This is a genomic window from Streptomyces sp. MUM 203J, from assembly GCF_022414595.1.
GTDB lineage: Bacteria > Actinomycetota > Actinomycetes > Streptomycetales > Streptomycetaceae > Streptomyces.
The window spans coordinates 1-20,603 of record NZ_JADWYO010000029.1; the positions used below are offsets into that span (position 1 = coordinate 1).

33 protein-coding genes are annotated in these 20,603 nt (G+C 68.8%); 5 read left to right on the top strand and 28 right to left on the bottom strand.

Annotation, left to right across the window (positions count from 1 at the left end; all coding sequences use genetic code 11):
* Positions 1-164: 164 nt before the first annotated feature.
* The 25 genes from map to I3F58_RS16545 all read right to left on the bottom strand — a co-directional run bounded on the left by map (position 165) and on the right by I3F58_RS16545 (position 14,751).
* Complete coding sequence (gene map / locus I3F58_RS16425) at positions 165-1,001, bottom strand: type I methionyl aminopeptidase (protein WP_240109363.1); 837 nt, start codon at positions 999-1,001, stop codon at positions 165-167.
* Between the two features lie 138 nt (positions 1,002-1,139).
* Complete coding sequence (locus I3F58_RS16430) at positions 1,140-1,799, bottom strand: adenylate kinase (protein WP_240109364.1); 660 nt, start codon at positions 1,797-1,799, stop codon at positions 1,140-1,142.
* Complete coding sequence (secY, locus tag I3F58_RS16435) at positions 1,799-3,118, bottom strand: preprotein translocase subunit SecY (RefSeq protein WP_240109365.1); 1,320 nt, start codon at positions 3,116-3,118, stop codon at positions 1,799-1,801. Before secY ends, I3F58_RS16430 begins: the two co-directional genes overlap by 1 nt.
* Positions 3,119-3,838: 720 nt before the next feature.
* Positions 3,839-4,294 carry a 50S ribosomal protein L15 gene (rplO, locus tag I3F58_RS16440; RefSeq protein WP_240109366.1) on the bottom strand — a complete coding sequence of 152 codons (456 nt, stop codon included), beginning with the start codon at positions 4,292-4,294 and terminating at the stop codon, positions 3,839-3,841.
* Positions 4,295-4,296: 2 nt separating this feature from the next.
* The gene (gene rpmD, locus I3F58_RS16445; RefSeq protein WP_010473936.1) at positions 4,297-4,479 is read right to left on the bottom strand and encodes a 50S ribosomal protein L30; all 183 of its coding nucleotides are present in this window, start codon (positions 4,477-4,479) and stop codon (positions 4,297-4,299) included.
* A complete protein-coding gene (gene rpsE / locus I3F58_RS16450) occupies positions 4,479-5,084 on the bottom strand; it encodes a 30S ribosomal protein S5 (protein ID WP_240109367.1) in 606 nt (201 codons plus the stop codon). Before rpsE ends, rpmD begins: the two co-directional genes overlap by 1 nt.
* A gap of 40 nt (positions 5,085-5,124) precedes the next feature.
* Positions 5,125-5,508 carry a 50S ribosomal protein L18 gene (rplR, locus tag I3F58_RS16455; RefSeq protein ID WP_240109368.1) on the bottom strand — a complete coding sequence of 128 codons (384 nt, stop codon included), beginning with the start codon at positions 5,506-5,508 and terminating at the stop codon, positions 5,125-5,127.
* A 4-nt stretch (positions 5,509-5,512) separates the two neighbouring features.
* The gene (gene rplF / locus I3F58_RS16460; protein ID WP_240109369.1) at positions 5,513-6,052 is read right to left on the bottom strand and encodes a 50S ribosomal protein L6; all 540 of its coding nucleotides are present in this window, start codon (positions 6,050-6,052) and stop codon (positions 5,513-5,515) included.
* A gap of 21 nt (positions 6,053-6,073) precedes the next feature.
* The gene (rpsH, locus tag I3F58_RS16465; protein WP_240109370.1) at positions 6,074-6,472 is read right to left on the bottom strand and encodes a 30S ribosomal protein S8; all 399 of its coding nucleotides are present in this window, start codon (positions 6,470-6,472) and stop codon (positions 6,074-6,076) included.
* A 211-nt stretch (positions 6,473-6,683) separates the two neighbouring features.
* Positions 6,684-6,869 carry a type Z 30S ribosomal protein S14 gene (locus tag I3F58_RS16470; RefSeq protein ID WP_003956452.1) on the bottom strand — a complete coding sequence of 62 codons (186 nt, stop codon included), beginning with the start codon at positions 6,867-6,869 and terminating at the stop codon, positions 6,684-6,686.
* A 5-nt stretch (positions 6,870-6,874) separates the two neighbouring features.
* The gene (rplE, locus tag I3F58_RS16475) at positions 6,875-7,432 is read right to left on the bottom strand and encodes a 50S ribosomal protein L5 (RefSeq protein ID WP_240109371.1); all 558 of its coding nucleotides are present in this window, start codon (positions 7,430-7,432) and stop codon (positions 6,875-6,877) included.
* Entirely contained in the window at positions 7,432-7,755 is a 324-nt protein-coding gene (gene rplX / locus I3F58_RS16480) for a 50S ribosomal protein L24 (RefSeq protein ID WP_240109372.1), read from the bottom strand. The genes rplE and rplX overlap by 1 nt, the downstream gene beginning before the upstream one ends.
* Before the next feature lie 2 nt (positions 7,756-7,757).
* Positions 7,758-8,126 carry a 50S ribosomal protein L14 gene (gene rplN, locus I3F58_RS16485; RefSeq protein WP_240109373.1) on the bottom strand — a complete coding sequence of 123 codons (369 nt, stop codon included), beginning with the start codon at positions 8,124-8,126 and terminating at the stop codon, positions 7,758-7,760.
* A 99-nt stretch (positions 8,127-8,225) separates the two neighbouring features.
* The gene (gene rpsQ, locus I3F58_RS16490; RefSeq protein WP_240109374.1) at positions 8,226-8,510 is read right to left on the bottom strand and encodes a 30S ribosomal protein S17; all 285 of its coding nucleotides are present in this window, start codon (positions 8,508-8,510) and stop codon (positions 8,226-8,228) included.
* Positions 8,510-8,734, bottom strand: a complete 225-nt coding sequence (gene rpmC / locus I3F58_RS16495; protein ID WP_240109375.1) for a 50S ribosomal protein L29 — start codon at positions 8,732-8,734, stop codon at positions 8,510-8,512. The genes rpsQ and rpmC overlap by 1 nt, the downstream gene beginning before the upstream one ends.
* A complete protein-coding gene (rplP, locus tag I3F58_RS16500; RefSeq protein WP_240109376.1) occupies positions 8,734-9,153 on the bottom strand; it encodes a 50S ribosomal protein L16 in 420 nt (139 codons plus the stop codon). Before rplP ends, rpmC begins: the two co-directional genes overlap by 1 nt.
* Positions 9,154-9,158: 5 nt before the next feature.
* Positions 9,159-9,986 carry a 30S ribosomal protein S3 gene (rpsC, locus tag I3F58_RS16505; RefSeq protein ID WP_240109377.1) on the bottom strand — a complete coding sequence of 276 codons (828 nt, stop codon included), beginning with the start codon at positions 9,984-9,986 and terminating at the stop codon, positions 9,159-9,161.
* Positions 9,986-10,333: a 50S ribosomal protein L22 gene (rplV, locus tag I3F58_RS16510; RefSeq protein WP_071281653.1), complete on the bottom strand. Its 348-nt coding sequence runs from the start codon at positions 10,331-10,333 to the stop codon at positions 9,986-9,988. The genes rpsC and rplV overlap by 1 nt, the downstream gene beginning before the upstream one ends.
* A 43-nt stretch (positions 10,334-10,376) precedes the next feature.
* Positions 10,377-10,658, bottom strand: coding sequence for a 30S ribosomal protein S19 (gene rpsS / locus I3F58_RS16515; RefSeq protein ID WP_240109378.1), 282 nt, complete (start codon positions 10,656-10,658; stop codon positions 10,377-10,379).
* Between the two features lie 12 nt (positions 10,659-10,670).
* Positions 10,671-11,507, bottom strand: a complete 837-nt coding sequence (gene rplB / locus I3F58_RS16520) for a 50S ribosomal protein L2 (protein ID WP_240109379.1) — start codon at positions 11,505-11,507, stop codon at positions 10,671-10,673.
* A gap of 41 nt (positions 11,508-11,548) precedes the next feature.
* Positions 11,549-11,872 carry a 50S ribosomal protein L23 gene (gene rplW / locus I3F58_RS16525; RefSeq protein WP_240109380.1) on the bottom strand — a complete coding sequence of 108 codons (324 nt, stop codon included), beginning with the start codon at positions 11,870-11,872 and terminating at the stop codon, positions 11,549-11,551.
* Complete coding sequence (gene rplD / locus I3F58_RS16530) at positions 11,872-12,525, bottom strand: 50S ribosomal protein L4 (RefSeq protein WP_240109381.1); 654 nt, start codon at positions 12,523-12,525, stop codon at positions 11,872-11,874. Before rplD ends, rplW begins: the two co-directional genes overlap by 1 nt.
* 8 nt (positions 12,526-12,533) lie before the next feature.
* A complete protein-coding gene (gene rplC, locus I3F58_RS16535; RefSeq protein ID WP_240109382.1) occupies positions 12,534-13,178 on the bottom strand; it encodes a 50S ribosomal protein L3 in 645 nt (214 codons plus the stop codon).
* Positions 13,179-13,191: 13 nt separating this feature from the next.
* Positions 13,192-13,500 carry a 30S ribosomal protein S10 gene (gene rpsJ / locus I3F58_RS16540; protein ID WP_003948644.1) on the bottom strand — a complete coding sequence of 103 codons (309 nt, stop codon included), beginning with the start codon at positions 13,498-13,500 and terminating at the stop codon, positions 13,192-13,194.
* A gap of 759 nt (positions 13,501-14,259) precedes the next feature.
* Complete coding sequence (locus tag I3F58_RS16545; RefSeq protein ID WP_240109383.1) at positions 14,260-14,751, bottom strand: peptidylprolyl isomerase; 492 nt, start codon at positions 14,749-14,751, stop codon at positions 14,260-14,262.
* 208 nt (positions 14,752-14,959) lie between these two features.
* Here I3F58_RS16545 and I3F58_RS16550 point away from each other — a divergent pair, with 208 nt between their 5' ends.
* Together I3F58_RS16550 and I3F58_RS16555 are read left to right on the top strand one after the other, a co-directional pair.
* Positions 14,960-15,580: a hypothetical protein gene (locus I3F58_RS16550; RefSeq protein ID WP_240109384.1), complete on the top strand. Its 621-nt coding sequence runs from the start codon at positions 14,960-14,962 to the stop codon at positions 15,578-15,580.
* 184 nt (positions 15,581-15,764) lie between these two features.
* Positions 15,765-16,100 carry a YnfA family protein gene (locus tag I3F58_RS16555; RefSeq protein WP_240109385.1) on the top strand — a complete coding sequence of 112 codons (336 nt, stop codon included), beginning with the start codon at positions 15,765-15,767 and terminating at the stop codon, positions 16,098-16,100.
* 202 nt (positions 16,101-16,302) lie between these two features.
* Here the strand turns inward: I3F58_RS16555 and I3F58_RS16560 are convergent, their stop codons facing one another.
* Both I3F58_RS16560 and I3F58_RS16565 read right to left on the bottom strand, forming a co-directional pair.
* Entirely contained in the window at positions 16,303-16,518 is a 216-nt protein-coding gene (locus tag I3F58_RS16560; protein ID WP_240109386.1) for a DUF397 domain-containing protein, read from the bottom strand.
* Entirely contained in the window at positions 16,515-17,399 is an 885-nt protein-coding gene (locus tag I3F58_RS16565) for a helix-turn-helix transcriptional regulator (protein WP_240109426.1), read from the bottom strand. The genes I3F58_RS16560 and I3F58_RS16565 overlap by 4 nt, the downstream gene beginning before the upstream one ends.
* A 149-nt stretch (positions 17,400-17,548) precedes the next feature.
* On the opposite strand from I3F58_RS16565, the gene I3F58_RS16570 reads away from it, so the two are divergent.
* The gene (locus I3F58_RS16570) at positions 17,549-18,046 is read left to right on the top strand and encodes an ATP-binding protein (RefSeq protein ID WP_240109387.1); all 498 of its coding nucleotides are present in this window, start codon (positions 17,549-17,551) and stop codon (positions 18,044-18,046) included.
* Between the two features lie 104 nt (positions 18,047-18,150).
* Entirely contained in the window at positions 18,151-18,396 is a 246-nt protein-coding gene (locus tag I3F58_RS16575) for a hypothetical protein (RefSeq protein WP_308355031.1), read from the top strand.
* 56 nt (positions 18,397-18,452) lie between these two features.
* Here I3F58_RS16575 and I3F58_RS16580 read toward each other — a convergent pair whose 3' ends face one another.
* Positions 18,453-19,568, bottom strand: a complete 1,116-nt coding sequence (locus I3F58_RS16580) for a hypothetical protein (RefSeq protein WP_240109388.1) — start codon at positions 19,566-19,568, stop codon at positions 18,453-18,455.
* A 105-nt stretch (positions 19,569-19,673) separates the two neighbouring features.
* Between I3F58_RS16580 and I3F58_RS16585 the strand changes: the two genes are divergently transcribed.
* A complete protein-coding gene (locus tag I3F58_RS16585) occupies positions 19,674-20,597 on the top strand; it encodes an aminoglycoside phosphotransferase family protein (protein WP_240109389.1) in 924 nt (307 codons plus the stop codon).
* The last annotated feature ends 6 nt before the right edge of the window (positions 20,598-20,603 follow it).

Below are 20,603 nucleotides of genomic sequence, written 5' to 3' on the forward strand. Positions count from 1 at the left end.
CCCGCGGCCCCCCGCGCGGCGCGATCACGCCGCCGGGCGCGGCGGTGCCGCTCCCCCGCGCGTCCCCCTCCGCCATACCGCGACCGCACGCCGACGGGGCGGGCGGGACGCACCCGGGATCTGCGGCCGGAATCACAGCGAGGGAGGCCGCCCCGGGCCGACGCTCACCCCAGGGGGTCCGGCGCGGCGGTGACACCCAGCTCCGCGAGCCTGGCCTTGCCCCCGTCCGGCGCCGTCAGCACCAGCGGACCGTCCTCCGTGAGCGCCACGGAGTGCTCCCAGTGCGAGGACCAGGTCCCGTCCGTCGTGATGACGGTCCAGTCGTCCTCCAGCACCTCCGTCTTCGCCGTCCCCAGCGACACCATCGGCTCGATCGCCAGGCAGAAGCCCGGCACCAGCCGCGGCCCCTTGCCCCGCTTGCGGGCCACGTAGTTCAGCAGATGCGGGTCCATGTGCATCTCGGTCCCGATCCCGTGGCCCCCGTAGTCCTCGATGATCCCGTACCGGCCGCCGCCGGCCTTCGGCTGCCGCTTGATGTACGTCTCGATGGCCCGCGAGATGTCGACCAGCCGGTTCCCGTTCTTCATGGCCGCGATACCGGCCCACATGGACGCCTCGGTCACCCGGGACAGCTCCAGCAGCTCCGGTGCGTGCCCGGACCCCACGAACGCGGTGTAGGCGGCGTCCCCGTGCCACCCGTCCACGATCGCGCCCGCGTCGATGGAGATCACGTCCCCGTCCTTGAGGACGACCTCCTCGCTCGGGATGCCGTGGACGACGACCTCGTTCACCGACGTGCAGATGGTCGCCGGAAAGCCCCCGTACCCGAGGAAGTTCGACTTGGCACCGTGCTCGGCGAGCACCTTCCGTGCCGCCTCGTCGAGATCCTTCGTGCTGGCGCCGGGAACGGCCACCTTCCGCGTCGCCTCGTGGATGGCGGCGACGACCAGCCCCGCCTCGCGCATCTTCGCGATCTGGTCCGGGGTCTTGATCTCCACCATGACGGCTGACGCCTTTCTAAAGACAGTTGGGACTCCCGCTACCACCATAAAGGCGTATGCGGCCCGCCAACGCCTCGGCCGCGGCACCCCGCACGGGGCACCGCGGCCGAAGCGACAGCGAAGAACGAAGGGTGAAGGTTACGCGGCCTGCTCGCCGCGCAGCGCCGACATGGCCCGGTCGGTCACCTCGGTGACCTTGCCGAGCGCCGAGATCGTCACGACGAGGCCCTGAGCCTTGTAGTGGTCGATGATCGGCTCGGTCTGCGTGTGGTAGACCTCCAGGCGCGTACGGACGGTCTCCTCCGAGTCGTCGTCGCGCTGGTAGAGCTCGCCGCCGCAGGCGTCGCAGACGCCGTCCTGCTTCGGCGGGGTGTACGTCACGTGGAAGACGTGCGCGCTGTCGTTGCGGCAGATGCGGCGGCCCGCGATCCGCTTGACGACCTCGTCCTCGGGGACCTCCAGGTCCAGGACCGCGTCCAGCTTCATGCCCTCGGCCTCCAGCATGGCGTCGAGCGCCTCGGCCTGGGCCACGTTGCGGGGGAAGCCGTCGAGCAGGAAGCCGTTCACGGCGTCGGCCTCGGACATGCGGCCCTTGGCCATGCCGATGGTCACCTCGTCCGGAACGAGGTTGCCGGCGTCCATGTAGGCCTTGGCCTGCTTGCCCAGCTCGGTGCCCTGGCTGATGTTGGCCCGGAAGAGGTCGCCCGTGGAGATGTGAGGGATCGACAGGTTCTTGGCGAGGAACGCGGCCTGCGTTCCCTTGCCGGCACCGGGCGGCCCGACGAGGACGATTCGCATCAGCGGAGGAACCCTTCGTAGTTGCGCTGCTGGAGCTGACTCTCGATCTGCTTCACGGTCTCCAGCCCGACACCCACGATGATCAGGATGCTCGTCCCGCCGAACGGGAAGTTCTGGTTAGCCCCACCGAAGCCCGCCAACGCCATTGTCGGCACGAGAGCGATCAGACCCAGGTACAGCGAGCCCGGCCAGGTGATCCGGTTCAGCACGTAGCTCAGGTACTCGGCAGTAGGTCGACCAGCCCGGATACCCGGGATGAAACCACCATACTTCTTCATGTTGTCGGCCACTTCTTCGGGGTTGAAGGAGATAGCGACGTAGAAGAAGGCGAAGAACACGATCAGAAGGAAGTAGATCGCGGTATGGATCGGCTTGCCGTCGACCAAATGCTGCTGAATCCACGCAGACCACCCCGAGGTCGAGGCGCCCGCGAACTGGACGATCAGAACCGGGATGTAGAGCAGCGACGAAGCGAAGATGACGGGAATCACACCCGCCTGGTTCACCTTCAGCGGGATGTACGTCGAGGTGCCGCCGTACGACCGGCGGCCGATCATGCGCTTCGCGTACTGCACCGGGATGCGGCGCTGGGCCTGCTCGACGAAGACGACCAGGGCGACCATCACGAAGCCGATGAGGATGACGGTGCCGAACTCGATCCAGCCCTTGGCGAGCTTGCCGCTCTCCTTGATGGCCCAGAGGGCACCGGGGAAGCCGGCGGCGATCGAGATGAACATCAGGATCGACATGCCGTTGCCGATGCCGCGGTCGGTGATCAGCTCACCGAGCCACATGACGAGGGCGGTACCGGCGGTCATCGTGATGACCATGACCATGATCGTGAAGATCGTCGGGTCGTGGACGATGTCCCGTGCGACGGTGCAGCCGCTGAACAGCGCACCGCTCTTGGCGGTGGCGACCAGGCCGGTGCCCTGGAGGATGGCGAGCGCGACGGTCAGATAGCGCGTGTACTGCGTGATCTTCGCCTGGCCGCTCTGGCCCTCCTTCTTGAGGGCCTCGAGCCGCGGGATGACCACGGTCAGCAGCTGAAGGATGATGCTCGCCGTGATGTACGGCATGATGCCGAGCGCGAAGATGGTGATCTGCAGCAGGGCACCACCGCTGAACATGTCCATCAGGCCGAGCAGGTTGTTGTTGCCCTGCTGCGCCTGGTTGACACAGATCTGTACGTTCTCGTAGTTCACACCGGGAACGGGGATGTGCGCACCGAGCCGGTAGAGCACGATGATGCCGAGCGTGAAGAGCAGCTTCTTACGCAGGTCGGGCGTCTTGAACGCCCGGGCGAACGCGGTGAGCACGGTGCCTCCTGCGACCCCCGAGCTAGCGCGTCAGAGGCGACGGGTAAAAGAATCAGCGGTTACCTGGCAAGGCGGCACTGTGCGCGCACAGGCCGCCCGAAGATTAATGGCGCCACCCTACCCGGCGTTGCGCGCCACGGGAAACATCTGCAGCCCGCCCCCGCCCCGGAACCGGGCCCTCCGCGCTGACCACGGGCCTCCCTCCGCCCCCGCATGTTCACCCCCAAGCGCGAACCCCGGAACGCCCCACACGTCCCGGTAGCCCCGGATTCCGCCCCGAAACCCCCTATCGCACCTCCCGGGGCACCTCCCTGGAGCGACACGGGCCTGCGCCCCTGCCCCGGACCGTCCCCGCACCCCGGCGCCTCAAGGGCCGGTCCCCCGGCCCTCAGCCCTCGCACGGCACCCCCACAGGGAACCCGCAGCACGGCGCTCGTGCCCGGACCCCGGACGGGCCGAGGCGCGGTCCCGGACACCGACCGGGCCGAAGCCCGCCCGCGCCCGTCACACCTCGACGGCCCCTCGCACCCGCGGACGGGCCGGAACGCGGCCCCGCCCGCGGCCTCCGCGCCCGGAAGAGGCGGAGTCGGGCAAGGCCCGCCCATGCCCCTTCCCGTCGTACCCCCGCGCACGGAAAAGGGCCGCGGCCCGGCAGGCGCGCACCCCCCGGAGGGGGAACGCGGCCTGCCGGGCCGCGGCCACAGTCAATCAGCGCGAGGCTCAGACGAGCTCGGTGACCGTACCGCCGGCGGCGGTGATCTTCTCCTTGGCGGAGCCGGAGACGGCGTCGACCGTCACCTGCAGCGCCACGGAGACCTCGCCCTGGCCCAGCACCTTCACGAGCTGGTTCTTGCGAACCGCACCCTTGGCGACCAGGTCGGCGACCGTCACCTCGCCACCCTCGGGGTAGAGGGAGGCGAGCTTGTCCAGGTTCACGACCTGGTACTCGGTCTTGAACGGGTTCTTGAAGCCCTTCAGCTTCGGGAGGCGCATGTGGAGCGGCATCTGGCCACCCTCGAAGCGCTCCGGAACCTGGTAACGGGCCTTCGTGCCCTTAGTACCACGACCGGCCGTCTTACCCTTCGACGCCTCACCACGACCGACACGGGTCTTGGCGGTCTTGGCGCCCGGGGCGGGACGGAGGTTGTGGATCTTCAGCGGGTTCTGCTCCGCCATGATCAGTCGACCTCCTCGACCGTCACGAGGTGGCGGACGGTGTGCACCATGCCGCGGAACTCGGGGCGGTCCTCCTTGACGACCTGCGTGTTGATGCCCTTGAGACCAAGGGACCGCAGGGTGTCGCGGTGGTTCTGCTTGCTGCCGATGTACGACTTCGTCTGCGTGATCTTGAGGCGAGCCATTACGCACCCGCCCCCGCACGCGCACGCAGCAGGGCCGCGGGGGCGACGTCCTCGAGCGGCAGACCGCGGCGGGCCGCGATCTCCTCGGGACGCTGCAGACCCTTCAGGGCCTCCACGGTCGCGTGCACGATGTTGATCGCGTTGTCGGAGCCGAGCGACTTCGACAGGATGTCGTGAACGCCGGCGCACTCGAGCACGGCACGCACCGGGCCACCGGCGATCACACCGGTACCGGGGGACGCCGGGCGGAGCATGACGACACCGGCCGCCTTCTCGCCCTGGATCGGGTGCGGGATGGTGCCCTGGATGCGGGGGACCTTGAAGAAGTGCTTCTTGGCCTCCTCCACGCCCTTGGCGATCGCGGCCGGCACCTCCTTGGCCTTGCCGTAACCGACACCCACGGTGCCGTCACCGTCGCCCACCACGACCAGCGCGGTGAAGCTGAAGCGACGACCACCCTTCACAACCTTGGCGACACGGTTGATCGCGACGACGCGCTCAACGTACGCGGTCTTCTCGGCGGCAGCAGCGCCGCCGTCACGGCCCTTCCGGTCCCGCCGCTCGCCGCCACCGGCACCGCCTCCGCGGCGCTGGGGTCCAGCCATTGGAATTACCTCTCTCTTCTCCGCTAGCTACGGAAGCGGCTCAGAACTTCAGGCCGGCTTCGCGGGCGGCGTCCGCCAGGGCGGCGATGCGCCCGGCGTACTGGTTACCGCCACGGTCGAACACGACAGCCTCGACGCCCGCGGCCTTCGCACGCTCGGCCACGAGCTGGCCGACCTGCTTCGCCTTGGACGACTTGTCGCCCTCGCCGCCGCGGATGGACGCGTCCAGGTGCGACGCCGACGCGAGCGTGACGCCCGCGATGTCGTCGATCACCTGGGCGGTGATCCCACGGTTGGACCGGGTGACGACCAGACGCGGACGCTCCGGGGTACCCGAGACCTTCTTGCGGATGCGGATGTGGCGACGCTTGATAGCGGCGCCCTTGTAGGCCTTGCCCTTGGCAATCTTCACGCCGTATGCCATGGCTTTACTTACCAGCCTTTCCGACCTTGCGGCGGATGACCTCGCCCGCGTACTTCACGCCCTTGGCCTTGTACGGGTCGGGCTTGCGCAGCTTGCGGATGTTCGCGGCGACCTCGCCGACCTTCTGCTTGTCGATGCCCTCGACCGAGAACTTGGTCGGCGACTCGACCTTGAAGGAGATCCCCTCGGGGGCCTCCACCAGGATCGGGTGGCTGTAGCCGAGCTGGAACTCCAGGTTGGAGCCCTTGGCGGCGACGCGGTAACCGACACCGCTGATCTCGAGCGCCTTGGTGTACCCCTGGGTCACGCCGGTGATCATGTTGGCCACCAGCGTGCGGGACAGGCCGTGCAGGGCCTTGTTCTGACGCTCGTCGTTCGGACGGGTGACACGCAGGGTGCCCTCCTCGTCCTTCACGATCTCGATCGGCGCGGCGACGGTGTGCGACAGGGAACCCTTGGGGCCCTTCACCTGCACCGTACGGCCATCGATGGTGACGTCCACACCGGCGGGAACCGAGATGGGGAGCTTGCCGATACGCGACATTGGCTTTTCCTCCGTTCCCGATTACCAGACGTAGGCGAGGACTTCCCCACCCACGCCCTTCTTCTGCGCCTGCTGGCCGGTCAGGAGGCCGTGCGACGTGGAGATGATCGCCACGCCGAGACCGCCGAGGACCTTCGGCAGGTTGGTGGACTTCGCGTAGACCCGGAGACCGGGCTTCGAGATCCGCTTGATGCCCGCGATGGAGCGCTCGCGGTTCGGACCGTACTTCAGCTCGAGGACGAGGTTCTTACCGACCTCGGCGTCCTCGACCTTCCAGTCCGTGATGAAGCCCTCCTGCTTGAGGATCTCCGCGATGTGGGACTTGATCTTGCTGTGCGGCATCACGACGGAGTCGTGGTACGCCGAGTTCGCGTTACGCAGACGCGTGAGCATGTCTGCGATCGGATCAGTCATGGTCATGAATTGGCCTTGGGCCTCTCTCGCCGGGGTTTCCTGTATGCGCCATCCCTCTCCCCGCACAGGGGCGGGACGGGTGCGGCGCGGGGACCTACGGCGTAGTAAGTCGTAAGGGCGGCAGGGCGCCCAACCCCACAAGCCTAAGGCATGCGGAGTGGGGCCCCTGCCGTCCAGATGCTTACCGAGAGCCTGGCATCAACCCCAACTGGGGTGATTACCAGGAGCTCTTGGTGACGCCCGGCAGCTCGCCGCGGTGAGCCATCTCACGGAGGCACACGCGGCAGAGGCCGAACTTGCGGTACACGGAGTGCGGACGACCGCAGCGCTGGCAACGGGTGTACGCACGCACGCCGAACTTGGGCTTACGAGCAGCCTTCGCGATCAGAGCCTTCTTCGCCATCTCGCTCACGCCTCCTTGAACGGGAAGCCGAGGTGACGGAGGAGCGCGCGGCCCTCAGCGTCGTTGGTCGCCGTGGTGACCACGGTGATGTCCATACCCCGGACGCGGTCGATCTTGTCCTGGTCGATCTCGTGGAACATGACCTGCTCCGTGAGACCGAAGGTGTAGTTGCCACGGCCGTCGAACTGCTTGGGGGACAGACCACGGAAGTCGCGGATGCGCGGGAGCGCGAGCGACAGGGTGCGGTCCAGGAACTCCCACATGCGGTCGCCACGGAGCGTGACGTGGGCACCGATCGGCTGGCCCTCACGCAGCTTGAACTGCGCGATGGACTTGCGGGCCTTGGTGACGGCCGGCTTCTGACCGGTGATCGTGGCGAGGTCCTTGATGGCACCCTCGATCAGCTTGGAGTCGCGGGCGGCGTCGCCCACACCCATGTTGACCACGATCTTGACGAGGCCGGGCACCTGCATGACGTTCTCGTACGAGAACTCCTCACGCAGCTTGCCCGCGATCTCCTCGCGGTACTTCGTCTTCAGGCGCGGAGTGGTGGTGGTCGTCATCAGATGTCCTCACCGGTCCGCTTGGCAACGCGGATCTTGTTGCCCTCTTCATCGAAGCGGTAGCCGACGCGGGTCACGACCTTCTGGCCGTCCTTCTCCACGACGAGCTGAACGTTGCTCACGTGGATCGGGGCCTCGACCGTGACGATGCCGCCGGCCTGGGAGGCGCGGCCCGGCTGGTTCGCCTTGACGTGCTTCTTGACCCGGTTGACACCCTCGACCAGGACGCGGTCCTCGCGGGGGTAGGCCGCGATGACCTTGCCCTGCTTGCCCTTGTCCTTGCCGGTGATGACCTGGACCAGGTCGCCCTTCTTGATCTTCATGCTTACAGCACCTCCGGCGCGAGCGAGATGATCTTCATGAACTTCTTCTCGCGCAGCTCACGGCCGACCGGGCCGAAGATACGGGTGCCGCGAGGGTCGCCGTCGGCCTTGAGAATGACCGCGGCGTTCTCGTCGAAGCGGATGTACGAGCCGTCCGGACGGCGGCGCTCCTTGACGGTGCGAACGATGACCGCCTTGACGACGTCACCCTTCTTCACGTTGCCACCGGGGATCGCGTCCTTGACGGTGGCGACGATGACGTCACCGATGCCCGCGTAGCGGCGACCGGAGCCACCGAGCACACGGATGCAAAGGATCTCCTTCGCACCAGTGTTGTCGGCGACACGCAGTCGCGACTCCTGCTGGATCACGTCTATCTCCTGATTGTCTGCCGGTTCCCGGCGCCCGTGGGCGAACCCACGGGCGCCGAGCCTGGCGGAACGAACTCGAAGGGTTACCCCTTCAAGTGATTACTTGGCCTTCTCGAGGATCTCGACGACGCGCCAGTGCTTGGAGGCGGACAGCTTCCGGGTCTCCATCAGGAGGACGCGGTCGCCGACGCCGGCGGCGTTCTGCTCGTCGTGCGCCTTGAGCTTGTTCGTACGGCGGATGACCTTGCCGTACAGCGCGTGCTTCACGCGGTCCTCGACGGCGACGACGACGGTCTTGTCCATCTTGTCGCTGACGACGTAACCCTCACGGGTCTTCCGGGCGTTGCGCTCGTTCTTCTGCTCAGTCACGTTGCTCTCGCTCATCAGGCGCTCTCCACCGTCTCGATGCCCAGCTCGCGCTCGCGCATCAGGGTGTAGATCCGGGCGATGTCCTTACGGACGGACTTGAGCCGACCGTGGTTCTCGAGCTGACCGGTCGCCGCCTGGAAGCGGAGGTTGAACAGCTCTTCCTTGGCCTCGCGGAGCTTGCCGACAAGCTCCTCGTTGCTCAGCTCGCGCAGCTCGGACGCCTTGGTACCGGCCGACATCACGCCTCACCTGCCTCGCGCTTAACGATCTTGCACTTCATCGGCAGCTTGTGAGCCGCACGGGTGAGGGCCTCACGCGCGATCTTCTCGTTCGGGAAGGACAGCTCGAACATCACCCGACCGGGCTTGACGTTCGCGACCCACCACTCGGGGGAACCCTTACCGGAACCCATGCGGGTCTCGGCGGGCTTCTTGGTCAGCGGGCGGTCCGGGTAGATGTTGATCCAGACCTTGCCGCCACGCTTGATGTGGCGGGTCATCGCGATACGAGCCGCCTCGATCTGGCGGTTGGTCACGTACGCCGGAGTGAGGGCCTGAATGCCGTACTCACCGAACGCGACCTGCGTACCACCCTTGGACATACCGTTCCGCTTGGGGTGGTGCTGCTTGCGGTGCTTGACCCTACGGGGGATCAGCATGTCGGTCAGGCCTCCGTTCCGGTGCTCTCAGCCGGAGCAGCGGCGGCGGCCTCGGCCTTGGGGGCCTCGGCGGCGGGAGCCTGCTGCTGCGGCTTGCGACCGCGACCGCCACGCTCGCCACGGCCACCGCGGGCCGGGCGGTCGGAGCCGCCACGGGCCGGACGGTTGCCGGCGCGGGCGGCGGCGTTCTCGGCGCGAACCTCAGCGATGTTCTTGACGTCGCCCTTGTAGATCCAGACCTTCACACCGATGCGGCCGAAGGTGGTCTTGGCCTCGAAGAAGCCGTACTCGACGTTCGCGCGCAGGGTGTGCAGCGGCACACGGCCCTCGCGGTAGAACTCCGAGCGGGACATCTCGGCGCCGCCGAGACGGCCACCACACTGGATCTTGATGCCCTTGGCGCCCGCCTTCATGGCCGACTGCATGCTCTTGCGCATGGCACGGCGGAAGGAGACGCGGGAGGACAGCTGCTCGGCAACGGCCTGGGCCACGAGCTGAGCGTCGACCTCGGGGTTCTTGACCTCGAGGATGTTCAGCTGGACCTGCTTGCCGGTGAGCTTCTCGAGGTCGCCGCGGATGCGGTCGGCCTCGGCGCCACGGCGGCCGATGACGATGCCCGGGCGGGCCGTGTGGATGTCCACGCGGACACGGTCACGGGTGCGCTCGATCTCGACCTTGGAGATGCCGGCGCGCTCCATGCCGGACGTCATCATCCGACGGATGGCGACGTCTTCCTTGACGTAGTCCTTGTACAGCTTGTCGGCGTACCAGCGGGACTTGAAGTCCGTGGTGATGCCGAGCCGGAACCCGTGCGGGTTTACCTTCTGGCCCATTACCGGGTTCCTTCCTTGCTGCTGACGACCACGGTGATGTGGCTGGTCCGCTTGCGGATCCGGTAGGCACGGCCCTGGGCGCGCGGACGGAACCGCTTCAGGGTCGGGCCCTCGTCCACGTACGCCTCGCTGATGAACAGCGACGAGGCGTCCGTGTGGTTGTTGTTGTGCGCGGCGTTGGCGATGGCGCTGTCGAGCACCTTCTTGACCGGCACGCTCGCGGCCTGCGGGGCGAAACGCAGGACCGCCTGAGCCTCCGTGGCATCCATGCCACGGATGAGGTCCACCACGCGGCGGGCCTTCATGGGCGTGACGCGGATGTACCGCGCCTGGGCCCTGGCTTCCATGGTTGTCCCTTCGGTGTAAGTCATAGTCGTTCCACTCCGCGATTCAGCGGCGCTTCGACTTCCGGTCGTCCTTGACGTGGCCGCGGAAGGTGCGAGTCGGCGAGAACTCGCCGAGCTTGTGGCCGACCATCGACTCGGTGACGAACACCGGGACGTGGGTCTTGCCGTTGTGCACCGCGAGCGTGTGGCCGAGCATGGCCGGCACGATCATCGAGCGACGGGACCAGGTCTTGATGACGTTCTTGGTGCCGGCTTCGTTCTGCGTGTCCACCTTCTTCATCAGGTGGTCGTCGACGAAGGGCCCCTTCTTCAAGCTACGAGGCATCTCAACCCGTCCTTAGCGCTTCTTGTTCGTCTTGCGGCGGCGGACGATGTACTTGTTGCTCGCCTTCTTGGGAGAACGAGTACGACCTTCCTTCTGACCCCAGGGGGAGACCGGGTGGCGACCACCGGAGGTCTTGCCCTCACCACCACCGTGCGGGTGGTCAACCGGGTTCATCGCCACACCGCGAACGGTCGGGCGGACGCCCAGCCAGCGCTTGCGGCCGGCCTTGCCCCAGTTGATGTTCGACTGCTCGGCGTTGCCGACCTCGCCGATGGTGGCGCGGCAGCGGACGTCGACCAGGCGGATCTCACCGGACGGCATGCGGAGGTGGGCCATGGCGCCCTCCTTCGCGAGCAGCTGCACGGAGGCGCCGGCGGAGCGGGCGAACTTGGCACCGCCACCGGGACGGAGCTCGATCGCGTGGATCGTGGTACCGACCGGGATGTTGCGGAGGGCCAGGTTGTTACCGGGCTTGATGTCGGCACCGGGGCCGTTCTCAATCCGGTCGCCCTGGTTGAGGCCCTTGGGGGCGATGATGTAGCGCTTCTCGCCGTCCGCGTAGTGCAGAAGCGCGATGCGCGCGGTGCGGTTGGGGTCGTACTCGATGTGCGCGACCTTCGCCGGCACGCCGTCCTTGTCGTGACGACGGAAGTCGATCACTCGGTAGGCGCGCTTGTGGCCACCGCCCTGGTGGCGGACGGTCACACGACCGGTGTTGTTACGGCCGCCCTTGCTGTGCAGGGGGCGGACCAGCGACTTCTCCGGCGTGGACCGCGTGATCTCGACAAAGTCGGCGACGCTGGCGCCACGACGGCCAGGAGTCGTCGGCTTGTACTTGCGGATACCCATTTCTCAGTCCTCGTCCGATATTCGGACGATCCGGACCGCCCTTAGGCGGTCGGACCGCCGAAGATGTCGATACGGTCGCCCTCAGCGAGGGTCACGATGGCGCGCTTGGTGTTGGCACGCTTGCCGTAACCGGTGCGGGTGCGCTTGCGCTTGCCCTGCCGGTTGATCGTGTTGACCCCGGTGACCTTGACCGAGAAGACCGCCTCGACGGCCTGCTTGATCTGGGTCTTGTTCGCGCGCGGGTCGACGACGAACGTGTACTTGTTCTCGTCCAGCAGCGCGTAGCTCTTCTCGGAGACAACCGGCTTGACGAGGATGTCACGCGGGTCCGTGAAGGTCTTGCTGGTAACGGTCGCCTCAGACATCAGGCGGCGCTCCCTTCGGTCTCAACGGCCTTGGGGCCAGACACGAAGGACTCGAAGGCGGCCTTGGTGAAGACCACGTCGTCGGATCGCATCACGTCGTACGTGTTCAGCTGGCCCGGCTCCAGGATGTGCACCTGGGGCAGGTTGCGGGCGGAGAGCCACGCGGCCTCGTCGGCCCGCTCGACGATCAGGAGCAGGTTCTTGCGCTCGCTGATCTTGCCGAACAGGGTCCTGGCGGACTTGGTCGACGGCGCCTCGCCCTCGATCACGCCGGTGACGACGTGGATGCGGGAGTTGCGCGCCCGGTCGGTGAGGGCACCGCGCAGGGCGGCGGCCTTCATCTTCTTCGGGGTGCGCTGCGAGTAGTCACGCGGCACGGGGCCGTGGACCACGCCACCGCCGGCGAACTGCGGCGCGCGGGTCGAACCCTGACGGGCGCGACCGGTGCCCTTCTGGCGGTACGGCTTCTTGCCACCGCCACGGACCTCGCCGCGGGTCTTGGTCTTGTGCGTGCCCTGGCGGGCAGCGGCCTGCTGCGCGACGACGACCTGGTGGATCAGCGGGATGCTGACCTTCGCGTCGAAGATCTCCGCGGGGAGCTCGACGGTCCCGGCCTTCTCGCCAGCCGGCGAAAGGATGTCAATGGTGCTCATCGGTTACCTCAGGCCCCCTTGGCCGCGGTACGGACCAGGACGAGGCCGCCGTTCGGACCGGGAACCGCGCCCTTGATGAGCAGCAGACCCTTCTCCGCGTCAACGGCGTGGACGGTCAGGTTCTGGGTGGTGACCCGCTCGTTGCCCATGCGGCCAGCCATGCGGAGGCCCTTGAACACGCGGCCCGGGGTGGCGCAGCCACCGATGGAACCGGGCGAGCGGTGCTTGCGCTGGGTGCCGTGACCGGCGCCCAGACCACGGAAGTTGTGGCGCTTCATGACACCGGCGAAGCCCTTGCCCTTGCTCTTGCCGGTGACGTCGACCTTGACGCCCGCCTCGAAGACCTCGGCGGTGACTTCCTGGCCGAGCGTGTACTCGGAGGCGTCAGCGGTGCGGATCTCCACCAGGTGGCGGCGCGGGGTGACGTCGGCCTTGGCGAAGTGGCCCTTGAGGGGCTTGTTCACCTTGCGCGGGTCGATCTCGCCGAAGGCGATCTGAACCGCCTCGTAGCCGTCGGTGTCGTTGGTGCGGACCTGGGTGACGATGCAGGGCCCGGCCTTGACGACGGTCACCGGGACGACCCGGTTGTTCTCGTCCCAGACCTGGGTCATGCCGAGCTTCTCGCCCAGGACGCCCTTAATGTTCTTAGCCATCTCGCGCGTCACCTCAGAGCTTGATCTCGATGTCGACGCCGGCCGGCAGGTCGAGACGCATGAGCGAGTCGACGGTCTTCGGCGTGGGGTCGAGGATGTCGATGAGGCGCTTGTGCGTACGCATCTCGAAGTGCTCGCGCGAGTCCTTGTACTTGTGCGGCGACTTGATGACGCAGTACACGTTCTTCTCAGTGGGCAGCGGCACCGGGCCCGCGACCGACGCACCGGTACGGGTCACCGTCTCGACGATCTTCTTCGCCGAGGAGTCGATGACCTCGTGGTCGTAGGCCTTGAGCCGGATGCGGATCTTCTGTCCCGCCATGGCTACTCAGTAGTCCTGTCTCTCGTAACGCTCTGGAACCAGGTGGGTGACCCTTAATCCTCCGACCCACGCGGTCGGGCGTGTCGCGCTCCCTCTACGCAGATCTCCCATGCGGAAGATCCCAACCAAGGGGGCACGGACCCAGGTCCGCGAAGCCGGGGGAACCGCGTACGTCTCCGTACCCAGCGGGGCCCACCGGGTGCCTGGTGAGGGCCCCGCCCACGCTTCCCGGAAGATTCCCGTACGTCCGCCCCACGCAGGGACGACGAGTACTGTGGGACTCGCTTCCGGTCCTCCCGGCGGGAGGCGCGCAGCATCGGCACTCAACCGAGCAACCCGGACAGTCTGCCATACGGGGCGGCATCGCCGCCAATCGAGCCGAAGAGAATACCCCGGGCCGATGCGCGATCAAACAGGCGCGCGCACCGACGGCCTGTCCGCGCCGGGTGCCCGGCAGGGCCGGTCAGGTCCTGGCGGGGTGTCCGCGTACCCGTCTGGGGTCCCGTCCGGCCCCTCGCCCGCCTCGGCCACGACGAGACCGCGCGCCTGCTGGAGGAGAAGCTCCGGCGCCGCCACCCCGGCGACCACGAGGCCGTACGGGGGGACTGAGGTCGGCCGGAGAGGGCACGCAGCCCCACGGCCTTCGAGACCACGGCGCCGGGGTGGCCTGTGCCCCTGCGAGCACGACACCCCCGGTGAGCCCTGATTCCGGCCCACCGGGGGTGGAGGCGTGACGGGAGGGAACCCGCGGACCGTCCCCTAGACGGTGCCCGACTTGGCGATGGTGATCTTCTTGCTGGTCGCGCCGCTGCGCGAGCCGAGTCCCTCGATCTGCTTCACCAGGTCCATGCCCTCGACGACCTCGCCGAAGACCACGTGCGCGCCGTCCAGCCAGGAGGTGACGACGGTGGTGACGAAGAACTGGGAGCCGTTGGTGTTCTTGCCCGCGTTGGCCATCGACAGAAGGCCGGGCTTGGAGTGCTTGAGGGTGAAGTTCTCGTCCTCGAAGCGGTCGCCGTAGATGCTCTTGCCGCCCCGGCCGTCGCCGCGGGTGAAGTCACCGCCCTGGAGCATGAAGTCCGGGATCACCCGGTGGAACGAAGAACCCTCGTAGCCGAAACCGTGCTCGCCGGTCGCCAGCTCGCGGAAGTTGCGGGCGGTCTTGGGCACGATGTCGTCGTACAGCTTGAAGACGATCCGGCCGGCCGGCTGGTCGTCGATGGTGATGTCGAAGAAGACGTTGTCGCTCATGAACCGATCATGACACACGGTGACGGAGGCGGCGCGACGGGCCACCGTCGAGCGGTGGCCCCACGGGCGGACCGGACCGTCGGCGCACGCCGTGCCACCGTAACCCGAAGGACCACCGGCACGCCCCGGAACCCGCGCCCCCACGGAAGCCTTCCGGAGCGCCCTCACCGAACAGTCGCTGTCAGTGGCTGCCCCTAGGTTCGCTCGCATGAGTTCTTCACTGAGCGTCTACCTGCTCGACGTCGCCGCCACGCGCGCGCTGGTCGGGTCCCGCGACGAGCAGTTGCTGGAGGTGATCCGCGACAGCTTCGGGGACGATCTGGCCCGCGACGACGACTACTTCAGCCATGCGATCGGCCGGGGCGCCCCCACGGCATACGAGGCGCTGCGCGCGGTCGTCCACGGCGGCCCCTTCAGCGAGGACAAGGAGCACGCCTTCCAGTACGGGTACGCGTACCGGCGGCTGTGCTCGCTCACCGGTTCGCTCCTGGACAACGACTGCTTCACACCGCACCGGGGCGACTGGCTGTCGGTGGTCGACGAGGGCCTGAGGGCCCTGGGCGTCACGGCCGTGTCCGTCGAGGACTTCAGCTTCGGCTCCCTGCCCACGCCCCTGCCGTACGCCTACACCCCCGGCTGCGGCGAGTGGACGCCCGAGGCCGTCGCGCGGGCGCTGGAGCAGTTCGAGACCACGAAGCGGGCGGTCGACGCGTCGGGCGAGGCGCCGCCGCTGGAACCCGAGGTGGTGGAGGCCGTCATGCAGTGCCTCGGCTGGATGCGGCACGCGGCGCGGCGGCCGGGATTCGGTGTGATCGGGTTCCGTTCGTGAGGCCCGGCAGCGGCACCCCGCCCTCGCGCGTGGTCGGTTTCGGCAGCCCACGACCAGCCGAGTGTGACGTCGGGCAGCGGCACGGCGGACGGCTCCGTGCGCCGGAGGGCCCGCCTGGAGTCGCCCGGCTCCGGACGGCGGGGCCTATACCCTGCCTCCGTCGCCCGCAAGAAAGATCCGCACCGTGACCGTCGCCCGCTCCGTCGCCCTGTTCCTCGTCGCCGCGCTGTTCGAGATCGGAGGCGCCTGGCTGGTCTGGCAGGGCCTCCGCGAGCACCGGGGCTGGGCCTGGATCGGCGGCGGCGTCATCGCCCTCGGCCTGTACGGCGTGGTCGCCACCTTCCAGTCCGACGAGAACTTCGGGCGTGTCCTGGCCGCGTACGGCGGGGTCTTCGTCGCCGGGTCGATCGCCTGGGGCATGGCCGCCGACGGCTACCGCCCCGACCGCTTCGACGTCATCGGCGCGCTGGTGTGCCTCGCCGGTATGGCGGTGATCATGTACGCCCCGCGCGGCCACTGACCTGCGCGGGTGCCGTCCCGGGACGGGTCTTGATCAGTGCGTGTACTTCTCGCTGTCCGGCGAGCGCGCCCGGACGGAAACACGTCGGCTTCTCTGGCTGCGACGGGAACGGTCCTGGACGTCGACGAGTACGACATGCGCTGAGCGCGGAGGTGCGGCCCGCGCCCGGACCGGCCGAGCGCGGGGCGCGGTGTTCGGAGGGTCAGCCCTGCTGGGCGGCGTAGCCGAGGAAGCCGCCCCAGGCCTGCGGGGTGACCGCGAGACGGGGGCCGTCGGGGGCGGTCTTGGAGTCGCGGATGTGGATGGCGGCGGGGGTGGTGGCGACCTCGACGCAGTCGGCCTCGTTGCCGCTGCGGCTGTAGCTGCTCTTGAACCACTCCAGTGAGGAGCCGCGTTCGACAGGCGCCTTGCGCATCATGTGTCTCCCAGCACTTGCTTGATGAAGGCCAGTGACTCCCGAGGCGTGAGAGCCTGAGCCCGGATCATGCCATAGCGGAGTTCAAGGATTCGAACATCCTTCGGGGCCGACACTGCGCGACCGTTGAACGCGCCTTCGGAGCGCCCGATCGCTGTGCCGTCTCCGAACTTCAGCACCTCGATCCCACCGTCCAGCCCGGGATGGGCCTCGACGTCCGTCGGCATCACCTGAAGCGAGACGTTCCGCAACTGCCCGATTTCCAGAAGTCGTTCAAGCTGCCGACGCCATTCCATTCTGCCCCCGATCGGGCGCCGCAGCGCCGACTCTTCCTGGACGAAGCTCAGCGATGGGGCCGGTGACCGCTCGAAGACGGCCCGCGCAGCCATTCGGCCCGCCACACCTCGCTCCACCTCGTCCTGTGAGTACGGTGGTTGCCGCGCCTCCAGCAACGCCCTCGCGTGACCCTCCGTTTGCAGTAGGCCATGGATACCAAGGCCCGCGTAGACCCCGATCTCGACGGCTCGCGCTTCCAGCTTCGCCAGGTCCCGGACCTTCTTCGGGTAGCGGACCTCCTCCACATCCTTCTTCATGGCGGCGATCAGGCCGTCCGCCCGCAGGACCCTGTCGGCCTTGTCCAGGTACTCCGGCCGGGGAATCCGCTTACCCGCCTCCACTTTGTAGACCAGGTCCTCGCCGTACCCGATGGCGTCACCGAACTCCGCGACCTTCAGCCCCAGGGCCTCCCGGCGCAGCTTGAGCTGGCGCGCAACCGTCGCGACGACTGCCGCACCCGACTCATCCCTGGGATCCACGTCCCAACCCGGCTCGTCCGCATCGCTCTTGGGGCGCTGGGCCCTGTCCGCTTCTGCCGTCAACTGCATCACCTCCACGTACCACCACACCCGTGCGCTCATTGCCCGCACACCCCTCCGGACAGGCCGGACGGCGACGGACAAGCCATGGACAGTGACTGTACGCAACCGGCAAAGCACTGGTAGCCACAGAGGCTGCCCGCCCAGGATTGTGTGACATGAGCCACAACGCCACTCAATCACTTGCTCCGACACGGGACTTCAGCATTCGGATGCACCCGTCCCGGCAGGGCGCCCGCCTCGCCCGCGAGCTGGCCGCCGTCTGGCTGCGTGACAGGCACGCGACCCGCCCCGTCGCGCAGACCGCCGTGCAGCTCGTGGCCGAGCTGGCCGCCAACGCCGCGCTGCACGGCCGGGTCCCGGGGCGGGACTTCCTCGTGGAGCTGCACGTGACGGAGGGCGACCGGGCGCTGCGCGTCCAGGTGACGGACACGCGGGCCGACCGCGTGCCTCCGGCAACGCCGCACGCACCGGGCCCCGACGCCGAGTCGGGCCGCGGGCTGCTGCTCGTGGCGCGGCTGGCCAGCCGGTGGGGCGTCACGGCCGGGCCGCCACCGCGCAAGACGGTGTGGGCCGAGCTTGACCTCGTACCGGAACGCGGGCAGCCGGGTTCCGGTACGCCCGGCGGCCTTTCCCACGGGGCAGACGGATACTGAAGGCCCTGTCCACCGTGCCGCGGCACAGGCCCCGAGACACTGTCGCGGCATGCGCCGCACAAGGCCTGGGCAGGCGCCCGGCCGCGCAACTCTGGAGGAACCTGGTGGCCGTGGACCTTTCGTTCTACGAGTCGTACCTCGTGGAAGAGATCCGTGACGAGGCCCGCGCCGAGGCCCGCGCCGAGAGCCGCGCGCAGGACATCCTGCGGCTGCTGGAGCGGCGGGGTGTCACCGTCCCCGACAGCGTCCGCGAGCGGGTGACCGGGTGTGAGGACCCGGAGGCCATGGTCGTGTGGTTCGACCGGGCGATCACCGCGACCCACGCCGAAGAGATCTTCGGGGAGCAGTAGTCAGGCCCGCAGGGGTCGGCCCGCCGGGAAACGGCCGACCCCCGCGAGGCGCGGGGTCACGTCCTCGTCGCCGGCCTGCATTCCTTCGGGAGGGCGTCCAGCGGCTTGCTGCGGTCGTACGGGTCGATGGGCTCGCCCTTCGTCGGCTGGGGGCTCGCCAGGAGGTCGGACTGGAACATCGGGTGCAGGTGACCGTCCGCGGGGCGGGCGCAGTCGTTGTTGCCGGAGGCGGAGTTCCAGGTGATCAGGAACAGCTTGCCCGGTGTCGTCCCGTACCGCGCGGGGTCGTAGAAGGCGACCGTCATCTCCCGGCGTACCACCGCCCGGGCGACCTCCGTCGCCCCCGGCCGGGCCTGGCGGAGCGGGTACACGAACGTGTAGTCGGCGTGCACCAGCACCCCGCCGGGCCTCTTGTCCGCCTCGTACGTCAGCCGGCCCCGCGTCTTGACGACATCACCGACCGGCCGTACCTCCGACGGGTCGAAGCGGCTGAACATGGTCGTCGGGTCCAGGTCCCTCCGTGGCTTGCTCAGGGCCTCGCGCAGCGTGTCGGCGCCCTTCTCCTGGTGCGGGTCGAACAGCTCCAGCGCCTTCTCGGGGTGCTCGCCCCGCCGCACGCCCGGGTCCAGGTTCGCGGCGATCAGCAGCTCCCGGGTGGTGCCCAGGGCCGCCGCGACCTGCTCCTCGGTCAGGCCGCCGACCGCCTTCGCCGCGGGCACCTCGATCCCTTCGGCGCCGTCGGCCCAGCGCAGCGCGGGCGAGCCGCGGAACGGTTCCTCCAGGGTCGGCAGGTCCGGGAGCAGCTCCTCGGGCGGCGCGGTGCCGGGGCGGGCAGTCTCCGCGGGGAGGGGATCGGCGGCAGCGGCCTCGGCGCCCCCGCCCGGCAGGCGGTCGGTCACCAGGTCCGGCTTCACGGCCACCACCGCGAGGCCCAGCGCGACCAGCACGCCCACCGCCGCCCACGTCTTGCGCCGCCGCCCGCGGGCCGTGCCGTTCGTCACCCGCGACGCGGGCCAGGTCCGCCAGCCCTCCGGCTCCCCCGTGTTCCGCAGCCGGGCACTCACCTCCCGGGCACGCGCGGACGGCTCCTTCGGAGCGCCCGCGTCGCCCTCCTGCGCGGCCCTGCGCAGGAAGTCGTCCCATTCCTCGTCCGACGGTGTCCTGGTGCCCACTGCCCTCGCCCGTTCGTCCCGCGTTAACGACATGAGCATGTAATCAGGGGGGCCACGGCGGAAAGTCGTTGGCCCCCCTGCCGTCCGGCCGGGACACTGCTCGGCGTGGCACTTCATCACGATGAGATCCGCGTCGACGGAACACTCGTCAGGTCCTTGCTGGAGGCGCAGCGGCCGGAGTGGGCCGGCCTGCCGCTGACCCGGGCGGGCGAGGGCACGGACAACACCATGTTCCGGCTCGGCGCCGACCTGCTCGTACGCCTCCCCCGCACCGTCGGCAACGCGCGGGCCGTGCGGAAGGAGCAGGAGTGGCTGCCCCGCCTCGCGCCTCTCCTCACCTGCCGCGTTCCCGAGCCCGTCCACGCCGGGACGCCCACCGGCGCCTTCCCCGTCGACTGGTCGGTCTACCGCTGGATCGACGGCGCCGAGCCCGGTCCGGCCACCGTCCGGGACTGGGCCGCCTTCGGCACCGACCTCGCGGCGTTCGTACGGGAACTGCACGGCCTGGACCTCATGGGTGCGACCCGCAGGGACGACCTCGGCTGGTACCGCGGAGGCGGCCTGCGGGCCTGCGACGAGTGGGTCGGAGAGAGCCTCCGGGACTGCAGGGCCGAGGTCGGGGCGGAACTGGACGTCGACACCCTGGAGCGGCTGTGGCGAGCCGGGCTCGCGCTGCCCGAGTCCTCCGCGCGACACGTATGGCTGCACGGCGACCTCAAGCCCACCAACCTCCTGGTCCGGGAGGGGCGGTTGCACGCGGTCATCGACTTCGGGGGCCTCTCGGTCGGCCTCCCCGACGCCGAGCACGCCACCGTCTGGGACCTCCCGCCCGAGGCACGGCAGGCCTACTGGAACGCCCTGGGCCTCGACGAAGCGACCTGGACCCGCGCCCGCGCCTGGGCGATCGCGGTGGCCGCGAGCGGCATCTCGTACTACCGGCACACCTGTCCGGCGTTCGTCTCGGAGTGCCGGGCACGGCTCCGGGCGGTCCTCTCGGACGCCGCGGGGCGTGCGGCCGACGCGGGTTAGGGGACG

What these genes read in the sequence shown, in the direction of transcription:
- map (WP_240109363.1), bottom strand. Translation starts at nt 1,001, where the DNA reads ATGGTGGAGATCAAGACCCCGGACCAGATCGCGAAGATGCGCGAGGCG.
- I3F58_RS16430 (WP_240109364.1), bottom strand. Translation starts at nt 1,799, where the DNA reads ATGCGAATCGTCCTCGTCGGGCCGCCCGGTGCCGGCAAGGGAACGCAG.
- rplO (WP_240109366.1), bottom strand. Translation starts at nt 4,294, where the DNA reads ATGGCGGAGCAGAACCCGCTGAAGATCCACAACCTCCGTCCCGCCCCG.
- rpmD (WP_010473936.1), bottom strand. Translation starts at nt 4,479, where the DNA reads ATGGCTCGCCTCAAGATCACGCAGACGAAGTCGTACATCGGCAGCAAG.
- rpsE (WP_240109367.1), bottom strand. Translation starts at nt 5,084, where the DNA reads ATGGCTGGACCCCAGCGCCGCGGAGGCGGTGCCGGTGGCGGCGAGCGG.
- rplR (WP_240109368.1), bottom strand. Translation starts at nt 5,508, where the DNA reads ATGGCATACGGCGTGAAGATTGCCAAGGGCAAGGCCTACAAGGGCGCC.
- rplF (WP_240109369.1), bottom strand. Translation starts at nt 6,052, where the DNA reads ATGTCGCGTATCGGCAAGCTCCCCATCTCGGTTCCCGCCGGTGTGGAC.
- rpsH (WP_240109370.1), bottom strand. Translation starts at nt 6,472, where the DNA reads ATGACCATGACTGATCCGATCGCAGACATGCTCACGCGTCTGCGTAAC.
- I3F58_RS16470 (WP_003956452.1), bottom strand. Translation starts at nt 6,869, where the DNA reads ATGGCGAAGAAGGCTCTGATCGCGAAGGCTGCTCGTAAGCCCAAGTTC.
- rplE (WP_240109371.1), bottom strand. Translation starts at nt 7,432, where the DNA reads ATGACGACCACCACCACTCCGCGCCTGAAGACGAAGTACCGCGAGGAG.
- rplX (WP_240109372.1), bottom strand. Translation starts at nt 7,755, where the DNA reads ATGAAGATCAAGAAGGGCGACCTGGTCCAGGTCATCACCGGCAAGGAC.
- rpsQ (WP_240109374.1), bottom strand. Translation starts at nt 8,510, where the DNA reads ATGAGCGAGAGCAACGTGACTGAGCAGAAGAACGAGCGCAACGCCCGG.
- rpmC (WP_240109375.1), bottom strand. Translation starts at nt 8,734, where the DNA reads ATGTCGGCCGGTACCAAGGCGTCCGAGCTGCGCGAGCTGAGCAACGAG.
- rplP (WP_240109376.1), bottom strand. Translation starts at nt 9,153, where the DNA reads ATGCTGATCCCCCGTAGGGTCAAGCACCGCAAGCAGCACCACCCCAAG.
- rpsC (WP_240109377.1), bottom strand. Translation starts at nt 9,986, where the DNA reads ATGGGCCAGAAGGTAAACCCGCACGGGTTCCGGCTCGGCATCACCACG.
- rplV (WP_071281653.1), bottom strand. Translation starts at nt 10,333, where the DNA reads ATGGAAGCCAGGGCCCAGGCGCGGTACATCCGCGTCACGCCCATGAAG.
- rpsS (WP_240109378.1), bottom strand. Translation starts at nt 10,658, where the DNA reads ATGCCTCGTAGCTTGAAGAAGGGGCCCTTCGTCGACGACCACCTGATG.
- rplB (WP_240109379.1), bottom strand. Translation starts at nt 11,507, where the DNA reads ATGGGTATCCGCAAGTACAAGCCGACGACTCCTGGCCGTCGTGGCGCC.
- rplW (WP_240109380.1), bottom strand. Translation starts at nt 11,872, where the DNA reads ATGTCTGAGGCGACCGTTACCAGCAAGACCTTCACGGACCCGCGTGAC.
- rplD (WP_240109381.1), bottom strand. Translation starts at nt 12,525, where the DNA reads ATGAGCACCATTGACATCCTTTCGCCGGCTGGCGAGAAGGCCGGGACC.
- rplC (WP_240109382.1), bottom strand. Translation starts at nt 13,178, where the DNA reads ATGGCTAAGAACATTAAGGGCGTCCTGGGCGAGAAGCTCGGCATGACC.
- rpsJ (WP_003948644.1), bottom strand. Translation starts at nt 13,500, where the DNA reads ATGGCGGGACAGAAGATCCGCATCCGGCTCAAGGCCTACGACCACGAG.
- I3F58_RS16545 (WP_240109383.1), bottom strand. Translation starts at nt 14,751, where the DNA reads ATGAGCGACAACGTCTTCTTCGACATCACCATCGACGACCAGCCGGCC.
- I3F58_RS16550 (WP_240109384.1), top strand. Translation starts at nt 14,960, where the DNA reads ATGAGTTCTTCACTGAGCGTCTACCTGCTCGACGTCGCCGCCACGCGC.
- I3F58_RS16560 (WP_240109386.1), bottom strand. Translation starts at nt 16,518, where the DNA reads ATGATGCGCAAGGCGCCTGTCGAACGCGGCTCCTCACTGGAGTGGTTC.
- I3F58_RS16565 (WP_240109426.1), bottom strand. Translation starts at nt 17,399, where the DNA reads ATGCAGTTGACGGCAGAAGCGGACAGGGCCCAGCGCCCCAAGAGCGAT.
- I3F58_RS16570 (WP_240109387.1), top strand. Translation starts at nt 17,549, where the DNA reads ATGAGCCACAACGCCACTCAATCACTTGCTCCGACACGGGACTTCAGC.